This is a genomic window from Tissierella carlieri, from assembly GCF_018917285.1.
In the GTDB taxonomy this organism is placed as follows: domain Bacteria; phylum Bacillota; class Clostridia; order Tissierellales; family Tissierellaceae; genus Tissierella; species Tissierella carlieri.
In genome coordinates this window covers 116,817-130,021 of record NZ_JAHLOH010000042.1, presented here as the reverse complement: position 1 = coordinate 130,021, position 13,205 = coordinate 116,817, and the positions used below count along the sequence as shown (strand labels likewise).

The following is a 13,205-nucleotide window of genomic DNA, read 5'->3' as shown; positions in this document are numbered from 1 at the left end:
TAACTAATGGTGAATAGTGAATAGTTAAAGAAGGAGAGAAATCTTAGTGAAAGAAAGTATCTTATTTATAAAAAGTAAGGCTTTTGCAATAAAAATTGTATATCTTTATAAATATCTTGTTGATGAAAAAAGAGAGTTTATTCTTTCTAAACAATTGCTGAGAAGTGGGACAAGTGTTGGTGCAAATATAAGAGAAGCCAGATTTGCACAAAGCATGCCAGATTTCATATCTAAGATGAGCATTGCTTTAAAAGAAATTAGTGAAACACAATATTGGTTAGAACTATTAATGGAAACAGAATATTTAGGTAAAGCTGAAGCTGAAAATATAATAGAAGAGTGTACAGAGTTAACAAAAATGCTTCATGCAACAGTAAAAACCAGCAAACAAAACAACAAGTGAATAACTAAAAGTGAATAGTGAATAGTTAAAAACATAAAAAGACCTAAAAGCTTTACCCAAAACTATTCACTTTTCACTCTTCACTATTCACTAAAAAAGGAGAACAATGATGAAACGAATTACTTCCTATATAATAGCAATCTTAATACTAATGCAATCAATTGCTTCCTTCGCCGTAGACATTCCAGGCTATGAGGGAGGAATCAACAACGAAAACAGTTATAAAGAAGTAGTATTCCTTACAGGAGAACCAATAGAACTGGAAGGAACTTTGAAGATTAGTATAAAAGATAAAACTGATGAAAGAACAGAACAATATACTTATAAACTAGACAATAAAAAGGTAGGAGCAAGTCTATCTAGAACAGTAAAACTGATTACAACCTTTGAAACCAATGGTAAGCAAACTACGTCAAAGAAAACTTTAGATTCCTATAAGGAAACATTCCAAGTAGGAAAAAAGAAATATGAAGTAAAGACAGAAGACTATCAATGGAATCAAGGACAAGTAGTACAGGATACAGGACTGCTACAGTTCTATGCAGGAGACTGGTCAGCTAGAAAGACATATCGTCTAGATAGAGGTAGAGAAGAAATAACAGTACAGACTATAGGTAATCTAGTAGGCTATGATAGCCCTTGGTCTGCTACAGAAACGCAAACATTACAATATATAATGAACTATGAAAACAAAGTAACAGGTCAAGGTGCATGGGAAGGTACAGCAGTAGTTGAGACATCCTATAATAAAACTAAGGACTATAACTATGTAGAAAACGTACCAAATCAAATCTCCTTCAAGGGAGGATATATCCTTACAGAGAAACATGAAAACACATTGAAATATGATTATGACTTACCAGTAATCACAGAAGAAGGAAAGATGCTTTGGAGGAATATAGGTAATGGCTCTACACAAATAGATACTAATCCAATAATTACAAGGCTTAATATCCCAGCATTAAGAGATATTAGAGGATTAGCATCAGAGAAGGACATACTTTTAATAGCAAGTATGGAGGGGTTACCCCTAAATACTACAACTCTAGGACCAAGTACACCAATGAGTAGGGGAGATTTTGCTAAGGCATTAGTAGGGACAATGGATATAGAATTACCAGTGGAAGAGGAAACTAGCAGAAGATCCTCTAGAAATAAAGTAGAGAAACTTCCTATATATGTAGATGTACCTAAGACACATAGAAACTTCAAATATGTCGAAGCAGTATCAGAGAGAAATATAATGCAAGGAGTAGGTAAGGATAAATTTGCTCCAGATAGAGCCTTGACAAGGGCAGAGGCAATTACAATATTAATCCGTCTACTAGGCATGCAAAACCAAGCGCCAATCAAGAACTATACCACAGGCTTCCAAGATGACTCAAGTATACCAACATGGGCAAAAGACCATGTATATATGGCAAAGCAATTAGACATAATAGATAACGACCAATACTTCTACCCAAATAGAAATATAACAAAGGAAGAAACAGCAGTAATATTGGTTAATTTCATTAATTACTTACAAACAAGACTGATGTATGACTTTAGAGAAAACATACTGAACAACTAGAGTAAATTCACAATTCACGATGCACAATGCACAATTAAGGAAGCGACCTACGGTCGCCAATAAAGACCCAATATCTAGACCCCAACAATTGTGAACTGTGAATTGTGAATTGTGAACTGTGAACTGATTTGTAATATAACTGTAACACAACTGTAATTGTATTACATTACTTCTTAGTATATACTAATAGCATAAGGGTTATGGTAATAGATTTAGTAGTTATATTACAAATTTATTACATTAGCATTATTGGAATTGATTTTATTTTCCTTTGATGCTATAATCTAGGATAGAATGCAAAACTTAACTGTTTTGTAAAATTTATAATTTTAAAGGAGGTCAATAGACTATGAGTAAAAGAATTTTATCCTTAGTACTAGCTTTAGTTATGGTACTAGGAACTTTCGGTACAGTTTTTGCTGAAACAGCAGAAACAACTCTTGATTCAAAAGTGCAATGGTTAATCGATCAAGGGTTATTACAAGGAGACGGATCAGGTGACTATGGTCTAGAAAAAACTGTAACAAGAGATGTTTTAGCTAGAATAGTTGCAGTAGCTCTTCAAGATGAAGAATCAGCTAAGGCATTACAATCACTTCCATCAGGATTTGTTGATATGACATCATCTCACTGGGCTAATGGTTATGCATCCTATGCAAATGCTAAAGGATATATGGTAGGAAATGCAAAACGTCAATTCATGCCAGCAGGAACTACAACTTATGCTGAAGCTTTAGTTGTATTAACTAAAATAGCTTTAAATGGAGACTTAACAGAAGCTGAAAAAGCTAATGCATTAACTTGGTATGCACCATATGTTGCAAAAGCTAATGAAATAGGAGTTACAGAAGGCGTTACAATTGCAAACGTTGGAGCTCCAGCAGTTAAAGAAGATATCTTAAAAATGTTATACAATGTATTAAACAGTAGCAAATTTGGTAATTACAATGTTATCAAGGCTATCGTTTTAGAAAACGACAGAATCGCAAGAGTTGGCGCAAACGAAGTTACAGTAGAAGTAATCAAAGAAGTTCAAAGAGCTAACTTTGTAGATGCTTCAAGAGAAGACTTAAGAGGCGAACAATACACTTATGAATTACCAGCTAAATTTAATGCTGAAGATTTATTAGGAAAAGTTGTTGATTTATCAATTGATAAAAACAACAAAGTTGTAGAAGTTAAAGTAGACTCATCTTATGAAGTTCTAACTGGTGCAGTTTCAGGAATAACTTCTTCCAGATTAACAATCAACAAGAAACAATATATCGTTAATTTAGATGAAAAATACAAAGACACAGACGAAAGAGTTTTCAGAACATACCTAAATGATAAAGATTTAAAATATGTTGATTTTGCAAAAGACAACGAAACTGTTGAATATGCAAGAATAACAGTTAAATCTGGTAAAGTATTATTCATAGATGCATATAACTTTGATGATATAATGCCAGTTAAAGAAGTTAAAGAAGTTAGAGGAAAAGATCATGTTATTTCCTATGACGATGTTAGAAATGGAAACTTAATTGAAACTGAAGTAACAACTGCTAGAGTAATCTTAGTAAATGATAAGACATTCACTAGAGGAACTTTAGAAGATGTAAAAGCTGATAATGTAATCCACACATACAAAGTTGGTACATCAACTAAATATGTTGTATTACAAGATAAAGCAATAGCAGGTAAATTAGATAAGATTACAGAAGACAAAGATGGTGACTATATAGTAGTAGATGGAACATCATACACTATACCTACAAAATCACCTAAGGAAGCAGTTTACGAATTTGAATCTGATAGCAAATTCTATACTTTAACAGCTAAAGATGCTTATAAAGAATTAGATAGCTTCAGAGGAGAATCAGTAAAAGTATTAGTAGGACTTGATGGAAAAGTTCAATTCGTAGGTTCAGATGTAGGATTTGGTGAATTCGCAGGAGTAGCAACTAGAGTAGTTGGAAAAGAAATGAGAGTTCTAAATCCTGACAATAAACTTAATGACTATGTAGGAAACTTAGATACAGATGTTTATGTAGCAGGAACTAAAACTGCACATCAAGGATTAAACAGAATTGATGAAAATTCATTAGTATATGTTAATACTGATGGTGAAACATTAGTTACAGTAAGAGACTATGATGATAAAGATGAAGTAACAAAATTAACAGATAGAGAAATCAACGGACTTAGAATTACTGATGATACTGTAGTATACGTTGTAAATTCTAAAGGTAAAGCAGAAGTAAGAAAGATAGCTGACGTAGTTAAAGCATACAAAAAATTAGTTGAAAAAGATGAAGAAAACAATACTACTAAAGCAGATGATGTAAGAGTTTCATTAATAGACGAAAAAGAATTTGATAGAATATCTGTAAGAGGATATAAATTCGCTAGAGCAGACCATGTTTATACAATGGTACTATATGATTTAGACATTGCTCCATCTCAAAAAGATGCTATTTATGGAAAACTAATCAGATACACTGACAGAAAAGCATCAGGAAAATCTACAATATTAATAGAACTTTCTGATGGAACTGAAAGAACTTTCACAATAGATGGTTCAGTTGATGAAAGTAAAGTAGACTTTACAAAAGGATCTATTTACTCAGTAGTAGAATCAAAAGAAACTGAAGATTTAGCTTTATCTGTAGATAAAGTTATATTTAATGGATATGGTGAAGTATCAAGAATCGAAAACTATGCTTATGAAATAAAAGGCGTAGATGGAACATTATATGAAACAAGATCAACAGATATCTTTGGTAGAAGACCAAGAAAAGGTGATAAGATTTCTTATCTATTAGATTCAGACTATGAAGATGATATGATAGTAATCGTTAATCCAGGAATTGCAGACGATTCAGAAGTTGAAGGAGATTTAGTAACTTATATCAATTCAACTGGTACAAGAATCGAAGTAAATGGAACAACTTATAAGACTGATGACGATACAAAATTATATGCAGCTAACGGAAGAACAATAGTAGCTATTGGTTCAAAAGATATCAAAGCTGAAATAGTAGCAAATGAAACAAGAGTTGAAAAAATTACAACTGATAGAAATGATGACAGATTAATAGTATCTTTCCAATTAGTTGAAGATAAAGAAGAACCAAAACCAGAAGTTGATAAAGCAGCTTTAACAGCAGCTTTAGACAAAGCAGATGCTAAAGTAGAAGCTGATTATACAGCTGAAAGCTGGACAGCATTCGAAGAAGCACTTGAAGCAGCAAAAGCATTACCAGAAGCTATTCAAGCTGAAGTAGATGCTAAAGTAGCAGCAGTTAATGCAGCAATAGCTAAATTAGTTGAGAAAGAAGAAGAACCAGAAGAAAATGTTGCTTGGGCAACAGCACCATCCGTATTATTTACTAAACTTTCTGGAAAACTTACTATTCCTGCAAGCTTAGAAGGTAAAGTAGTAGTAAAAGCTAATGGAACAGAAATAGAATTAAATGCTGATGGAAGTTTTGAAGTATATGATGTAAGTGATTTACAAGTTAAAGTAACTGTAGAAGTAGATGGTGTAGAAGATACTACATTAGCAAAATCATTGCTAAACATCTAATTAAATAATGCAAAGAAATATTTCAGGTTATATGCTAGGGCTCCCTAGCATATAACCGATATATTTATGATTTTAAATAAAATGACAAGGGGGCAGGAAACTTATGAACAAAAAATTAAGATTAATGTTATCCTTAATTTTAGCACTGACAATGGTTATGGGTAGTGTAGCATCCGCTGCTAATATGTTATATTATAATGTAACCTTGGAAAAAGAATATACTACACCAATGACTAATGAATCAGTAGACGAACTAATAGCTGAATATAACAATGGAAACGAAATAGCTAAATTAGTGAATAACAAATTAGTTAATTATGATGAATATAGAGCTGCAGTAATAGAAGTTTTACAAGAAGCTTTAGATTCTGGCAAAACAGAAGAAGAAGCAATAGAAGCAGTAGTTGCAGCAATACCATCTATAGTTGAAGGATTAGAAGAAGTTGAATTGCCTGAAGAAGAATTAAAAGTTGTAGAAGTAAGTGCTATTGACAAGACAATTGATTTAAATGTAGCTGTATTCGAAGCAGAAGAAGGAGCAACAGCAAAGGTTGCTATTTTTGCACTTGATGAAGAAGGTGCAAAGACTGGAACTGCAATGGTTACAGCTAATGCTGTTGAAATCAAAGATAATGTTGTAACATTTGATATTAGCAGCAAAAACTTTGGTGATGATGAATATGTTGTTGAAGTAACAATAGGTGAAGAAACACAAGTTGTTAATGTAGCTCTTGAGTTTAAAGCAGTTGAAGATTTAGTTGCTAAAATTAATACTGCTACTGCAGCTCAATTAGCAACACTTTTAGCTGATGATACTTATTTCACAGGCTTTGATGTAGCTAATGTTGATGCTTATAAAGCTAATGTAACAGGTACTTTTAAAACAGTAGCAGAAGTTCAAGAATTAGTTATAGATGCAGCAAACGAAGCAGCAGAAGCTGGATCATATTTTGTTGAATTCAAAGCAGCATTAGATGATGCAACTGGTGAATTTGCAAAATATACTGTATTAAAACAATACTTCCAATTTGTTGATGATGCTAATATGGATGCATATATGGATGTTGCTGGTCTGATCTTTACTACTGATTTAGCTCTTGATGGTGGAATGACAACTGTTGAATTAGTTCAAGATAAGATTGACCAAATTAACCTTGATGCTGTAGTAACTAATGATAGTGTAATAATTGATGCAGATGCAAAACCATCAGAATTGAATGCATACAAAGCAGCATTAGTAACATTAGAATTAGTTAATGAAGAAACAGAAGATACTGTTAATAGCAATACTAAAGCAGAAACCATTGAAGCTATAGATACTCAATTAGAGGCAATTGCTGAAGCACGTGAAGCAGCAGATGCAGCTATAGTAGAAGCAGAAGAAGCATTAGCAGCATTTGAAGTAGCATTTGGTGAAGATTTTGCAGAAGAAACAGAATATATAGATGTTGTTGGAGCTGTAGAAGCTTTAGTTGCAGAAGATTTAAGTGTTAATGCACTTGCGACTACAACTCTTGTTTCAGCTGTAGAAGCTTTAAAAGCAGCAACTAAAGCATTAACTGTTATAGATGATGCAAATGTAGCTATGGGAGCATATCTAGCAGCAGGTGGAGAAGAAACTGATCCAGAATATGTTGCTTTAGTAGGAGCTTTAGAAGGATTCACCGCTGATCCAGCGACAAAGAGTGTAGAAGATGTGACTAATGCAATTGAGGATTTAGAAGCAGAAACTACGAAACTTGTTATTTATGGAAAAGTAATGAAAGCTGAAACAGCAACTGAAATGAGAGCTTTATTATTTGAATTTGAAAACTCCGATTATTTAAACCTTTCATCTGCTAAAAAGAATGAATTTGCAGAGTGGTTTATTGATGAATTAGCTGCAGAAGATCCAGTACCAGCTGACTATGATGAAATTAAAGCTTTACTAGGAACAAAAATAACTGCTTATGAAACATTAATTAATGGTGTTAATACAGCAGATAATATAGCTGATATGATTACTGCATTAACAGCTTTAGGCAATGAAGCATTTGATGCATTAACTACTGCTCAAAAATCTGATGTAGCAGATGCGGTATTAGCAAATGTTCCATATGCAACACTTGCAGACATAGTAGCAGCAATGGGACTATAATTAGGAACTAAATAAATTACTCAAGTATAAACTTGATGCAAGTATACCCTCAGGGATTTAATCCTTGAGGGTTTTGTTATTAAGGAGAGACACGAAATAGGAAAGGAAGTAATCATAAGTCCAGAGTCTCTTTCCTTTTTCGATCAAAAATTACTCCACCAGCTACTACTTGTTAAGCAAGCATATAATAAAAGATTGGTATTCATGAGAATTGCTAAATGAGATAATAAGGTATCAGAAAGAATGCAGTATGGATATGATATCCGTTAATCCCAAGTTCTAGTTGAGGAATGACGTGAAATTATCTCTAGGTGTCGAAATAGTGGTATGCTAATAAGAAAATGGTGTGCTGAAAACGGGGTAAGACCAAGTCAATATTATTACTGGCAAAGAATAGTTTGTAATGAATCACTTACATTGATACCAGGAGAATCACAAGTAGTTCAATCTCCTTTTGCTGTTGTTAAAGTTCTTGAAACAAGTAACATATATAGAATTTTAGAGCTAAGTTTATTGATATAAACTTAATCATATGGTATAATTTGGATAATAATATAAACATAATAGGGGGTAAAAAATGAAAAAGATAGTGATAATTGGCTTTATGTTTTTCTTTCTACTATTTGGTTTTGTTTTCACAAATGTGACATATGCTACAGATGATTTACCATTGTACTATAATGTAACATTAAAGAAATCTTATTATACACCAATGACTAATCAACAGATTGATGAGGCTATATCAGAAGCTTATATGGGTCACACGTTTGCTAAGCTGGTTCAAGGAAAGCTTGTGAATTATAATGATTTCAAAGCTAAGGTAACAGAAGTATTTTTTCAAGGATTAGAGCAAAATCTTGAAGAGGATGAAATTATAATGAATATAGTTTTAGCTATACCTTCTATCGCTGAATCACTACCTGAAATTATAATGGAGGCGCCTGATAATCTAGAGGTAATAGATATTTATTAGAATTATACAGTTATCTAAAAAGTTTTGTTTATTATTAATATTAAAATATATAAGAATTCTCTTTTCTGGACTTAGGTATATATACTTTTTGCCAGAGAAGAGAATTTTTTCATAAAAACTTATTGTTTTAATAACAAATTTTTATTTAATTTTCAATATATTTTTTGTTTACCTAGAACGTGGTGAAAACTATTAAAATCATATAACCTCTAATCAAATTCCAGTTCCAACTCATATGGAGAATAACTGCTATCATAATGAGTAGTTACTTTTATATAATAAGTTCCGGGAGTTAATGAGGCAGATATTCCACCTTTAGTAAAGTTTGTTTTACTTTTCATAGCATACTCATTATCTCCATTAGGACCATATAGGTACAAAGACATACCTACATTATTGAATCCAGTTAGATTAATATCTAATGTTCCTTCTCTAGGTATTTCTATCTTGAAGAAATCATTATAATTTCCGCGATTATAACCTGAGAAATATCCAACATGCCCTGTAAAACTACCATTTAAATCTACTAATTCTGAATATAAATAATTACTTACTCCATTATCATCTTCAAAATTACTCTCATCAAAGTTTATTTCTAATTCATATGGAGAATAGTCACTATCATAACGAGTAGTTACTTTTATATAATAAGTTCCTGGTCTTAATCCTTCTGATATTCCTCCTTGTGTAAAGTTTGTTTTACTTTCCATATAAGAATCATTATTTCCATTAGGACCATATAGGTACAGAGACATACCTACATTATTGAATCCGGTTAGATTGAGATTTAATGTTCCGTGGCTAGGTATTTCTACCTTAAAGAAATCATTATAATTTCCGCGATTATAATCTGAGAAATATCCAACATGTCCTGTAAAACTACCATTTAAATCTACTAATTCTGAATATAAATAATTACTTACTCCATTATCATCTTTAAATTGACTTTCATCAAAGTTTATTTCTAATTCATATGGAGAATAATCACTATCATAACGAGTAGTTACTTTTATATAATAAGTTCCCGGTCTTAGTCCCTCTGATATTCCTCCTTGTGTAAAGTTTGTTTTACTTTCCATATAAGACTCATTATTTCCATTAGGACCATATAGGTACAAAGACATACCTACATTATTGAATCCGGTTAGGTTGAGATTTAATGTTCCATGACTAGGTATTTCTACCTTAAAGAAATCTACATCACCCTTAGTGATTTCACCATTGATGACCTCATTTAAATATACCTTAGATGCTTCTAAGTATGTATTATTTGGTTCTATATCTGCCTCTCTGTTACTGTTCCTAGTTCTAAAATCCATTTTATATCTTTTACCATTGTTCAACAATACCTTTAGAACATAGTTAGTATTACCAGCAAATTCATCTCTTGGAGAAACAACTAATTTATTGTCTACAGTTTTTGATATTGTTACTGGAATATATTGAGTTCCTTGCTCAATAACTACAGCATCAATTTCATTAATATCAATTGTACGAGAAAATTCTATAGTCCACATCTTATCTAATGGAACATTGCTTTTACTCGGAAAAGTTTCCCATTCTACTGTTCCTACACTAAATAATTGTCTAGAAATTTCCTGTTTTGGATTCATTCTAAATCCATATTCATCAAAGTCTAGATATTCATTGCTATCTCCCCAAACAAAACTTGATGATACTAATACTACTAATGCGATTAATAAACTAACATTCTTTTTCATTTTATACCTCCCTATGGTTAAATTTGGAAACATGGCTTTACCTAATTATATTATATAGTTATTAAATCTTCAATCCTATAATAAGATTTGTTTTAGGGGTTAATGAGAGAAAATAAGCTATATAGAAGCACTGATATTGAGTTATATATGGATAGATGATAAGATATATGTAATTGATACTCCATGAAGTAATAGTATTCCAATAAAAAAGTAAAGGAGGATTTTTGTGAGTAGAAAAACAATTGTGCTTTTAGTATTTGCTCTATTATTTGGGTTAAATATCGGAATGATGAAGGTTTGTGCTCAAGAAGACTTAGCTATCATATGGGAAACGAAATTTACAGATAATCCTATAAAAGAATGGAACATCCAATTTAATTATGAATTAGACCAATCTACAGTGAATAATGATAATATTTATATAAAAAATGAAAGAGACATTATTATCGATTCAAGAGTAGTTATGGGAGAGGATCAAAAAACAGTTATTATAATACCACTAGAAGAATATACCATGGATGAGACATATCATATATTTATTACAAATGATATTACATCTGAGAATAATAAAAAGCTTAATAAAATGATTAAGGTTCCATTTATATTTCAATTAAATGAAGGAAATCAAGAAGTTAAATTTTTAGATAAAAATCTAGAACTGGCAATACGGGAAGTCATAGATAAACAAACAGGAAGTATTTTTTTAGATGATCTTCAAGAAATTACTAAGCTTGATGCAGATAATAAGGGAATTGAAAGCTTAGAAGGATTACAGTACTTAACTAAATTAGAGTTTTTATATCTAGCTAATAATAAAATAAAAGATATACGGCCTTTAGAAAACATAGTAACCCTAAAAAAATTAGATTTAATGTATAATGAAGTAGAGAAAATATCACCTTTAATTAGTCTAACTAATTTAGAGACTCTAGATTTATATGATAATAAAGTCAGGGATATTACACCTTTAAAAAACTTAGATAAATTAAAGCATTTGAATTTAGGATATAACCAAATAAGTGATATATCTTCTATAGCCGGACTTACAAATTTAACTAGCTTAGGATTACGCTCTAATCAAATATCTGATATATCTCCTTTAAGTAATTATACTAAATTGGTTTCGTTATATTTAGCTTTTAATCCTATCACAGATTTTAGTCCAGTATCACCATTTTATGATAGTATTTATTTTAAAGATTTTGGGCTAAGTGAAAATACAGATGAAGGAATTAAATTTCCTGATGAGAATTTGGAAAAGGCTATAAGATTTGCAACCGGAAAGTATCAAGGGGATATTTTAAAAAGTGACGTGGAAAAAATAACGATTTTATCATTGGGAAGTGCACCAATTGAAACTTTGGAAGGGTTACAACATTTATCAAATTTAAAGTATTTATCTTCTCAATCAAAAGTCCTTAGTGACATATCAGCAATAGCTGATTTACCAAATTTAAAGACAATTGATTTTTTTAAAACCCCTCTAATAGAAGATTTAATCCCCTTAGCTAATTTAACTGAATTAGAGAAGGTGTCAATGTATGAGTGTAGCATTAGAGATATATCCCCTCTTAAGAATTTAAAGAATTTAAAACATTTACAACTATCCTCTAATTACATTAGTGATATATCTATACTGTCAAACTTATCTAATTTAGAATATTTGAAGTTGACTAATAATCCTGTTAAGGATATATCAGATTTAGAGAATCTATATAAATTACAAACCCTTGATTTATTTGGGTGTCAGGTAAATGATATATCTCCAATTGCTAAATTAGTTAATATTGAAGAATTAAATTTAAGCGGTAATTTAATAACAGATACCTCTAATTTTAAAGACTTAACAAGGTTAGAGACGTTGAGTTTAAGTGATACAAAAATAAATGATATATCATTTTTGACTGATTTAAAGAGCTTGAGGCATTTAGAGCTTAGTGGAAATGAACTGAGTGATATATCAGCACTAAGGGATTTAATTAATTTGGAATATTTAAGTTTAGGTAATAATCGACATATTGTGGATATAAGTCCTCTATCAAATTTAGCTAATTTAGAAATATTATATTTAAACTTTAACAAGATTAATGATATAGAACCTTTAAGTAGGTTACCCAAGCTATATCATTTAGTTCTGAATATGAATCAGATAAGTGATATATCGGCTCTGGCAAATTTACTTAATTTAGAGTATTTGAGTTTAGGTGATAATCTTTTTATTAGTGATATATCGCCTTTAATGAATTTGAAGGAACTTCGTATATTGAACTTAGATAAAAATCAAGTAAAAGATATATCAGTGTTATCTAATTTAACAAATTTGAAGGAACTATATTTAGGTAGAAATATTATAAGGGATATATCTCCATTATCAGCTCTAATAGGTTTGCAAGTATTATATTTAACAAACAATCAGATAGATAATATAGAAGCTTTATCCGGGTTAACTAATTTAACAGAATTGTTATTAAGTAGTAACCAAATAACTGATTTTAGTCCCGTATTTTCATATTATGAAAACCTTGTTCGTAAAGACTTTTGATGTGTAGCTTGAATTTTTAAGAGAATAAAATAATGGATAAGAATACTTTTAGCAAGAAAAGTTAACTTTAATATCTCAATTCGTAAAAATATATAGATAACTATAGAATAAGAAGACCTAGGACTATCTCATCCTAGGTCTTTAAAAGTTGTACAGGTAAGTGCTATTTACCTTACTAAAGTTAACGTAATGTTGTTAACTAATATTAGTTTATATAATATTGAGCTACTATTCAATACTCAGATTATGGGAGTATATCCAAGAAAGGGTATATGACCCAAAGATAAA

At 30.9% G+C, this 13,205-nt stretch carries 8 protein-coding genes; 7 read left to right on the top strand and 1 reads right to left on the bottom strand.

Going from position 1 to position 13,205, the window contains the following annotated elements; all coding sequences use genetic code 11:
• Positions 1-46: 46 nt before the first annotated feature.
• The 6 genes from KQI38_RS13935 (at position 47) to KQI38_RS13910 (ending at position 8,654) form a co-directional block, all read left to right on the top strand.
• Entirely contained in the window at positions 47-403 is a 357-nt protein-coding gene (locus tag KQI38_RS13935) for a four helix bundle protein (RefSeq protein WP_216560475.1), read from the top strand.
• 109 nt (positions 404-512) lie between these two features.
• Complete coding sequence (locus tag KQI38_RS13930) at positions 513-1,976, top strand: S-layer homology domain-containing protein (RefSeq protein WP_216560473.1); 1,464 nt, start codon at positions 513-515, stop codon at positions 1,974-1,976.
• 349 nt (positions 1,977-2,325) lie between these two features.
• Positions 2,326-5,544, top strand: coding sequence for an FIVAR domain-containing protein (locus KQI38_RS13925; RefSeq protein WP_216560471.1), 3,219 nt, complete (start codon positions 2,326-2,328; stop codon positions 5,542-5,544).
• 103 nt (positions 5,545-5,647) lie between these two features.
• Entirely contained in the window at positions 5,648-7,681 is a 2,034-nt protein-coding gene (locus KQI38_RS13920) for a hypothetical protein (RefSeq protein ID WP_216560469.1), read from the top strand.
• A gap of 300 nt (positions 7,682-7,981) precedes the next feature.
• On the top strand, positions 7,982-8,203 hold the full coding sequence (gene tnpA, locus KQI38_RS13915) for an IS66 family insertion sequence element accessory protein TnpA (protein WP_420857136.1): 222 nt from the start codon (positions 7,982-7,984) through the stop codon (positions 8,201-8,203).
• Positions 8,204-8,258: 55 nt separating this feature from the next.
• The gene (locus KQI38_RS13910) at positions 8,259-8,654 is read left to right on the top strand and encodes a hypothetical protein (protein WP_216560465.1); all 396 of its coding nucleotides are present in this window, start codon (positions 8,259-8,261) and stop codon (positions 8,652-8,654) included.
• A 209-nt stretch (positions 8,655-8,863) separates the two neighbouring features.
• On the opposite strand, the gene KQI38_RS13905 is transcribed toward KQI38_RS13910, so the two are convergent.
• The gene (locus tag KQI38_RS13905; protein ID WP_216560462.1) at positions 8,864-10,375 is read right to left on the bottom strand and encodes a PPC domain-containing protein; all 1,512 of its coding nucleotides are present in this window, start codon (positions 10,373-10,375) and stop codon (positions 8,864-8,866) included.
• A 226-nt stretch (positions 10,376-10,601) separates the two neighbouring features.
• Between KQI38_RS13905 and KQI38_RS13900 the strand changes: the two genes are divergently transcribed.
• Positions 10,602-12,917: a leucine-rich repeat domain-containing protein gene (locus KQI38_RS13900; RefSeq protein ID WP_216560459.1), complete on the top strand. Its 2,316-nt coding sequence runs from the start codon at positions 10,602-10,604 to the stop codon at positions 12,915-12,917.
• Positions 12,918-13,205: the final 288 nt, after the last annotated feature.

Bases quoted from the DNA above. Each gene is read 5' to 3' on its own strand.
- KQI38_RS13930 (WP_216560473.1), top strand. From the start codon at position 513: ATGAAACGAATTACTTCCTATATAATAGCAATCTTAATACTAATGCAA.
- KQI38_RS13925 (WP_216560471.1), top strand. From the start codon at position 2,326: ATGAGTAAAAGAATTTTATCCTTAGTACTAGCTTTAGTTATGGTACTA.
- KQI38_RS13920 (WP_216560469.1), top strand. From the start codon at position 5,648: ATGAACAAAAAATTAAGATTAATGTTATCCTTAATTTTAGCACTGACA.
- KQI38_RS13910 (WP_216560465.1), top strand. From the start codon at position 8,259: ATGAAAAAGATAGTGATAATTGGCTTTATGTTTTTCTTTCTACTATTT.
- KQI38_RS13905 (WP_216560462.1), bottom strand. From the start codon at position 10,375: ATGAAAAAGAATGTTAGTTTATTAATCGCATTAGTAGTATTAGTATCA.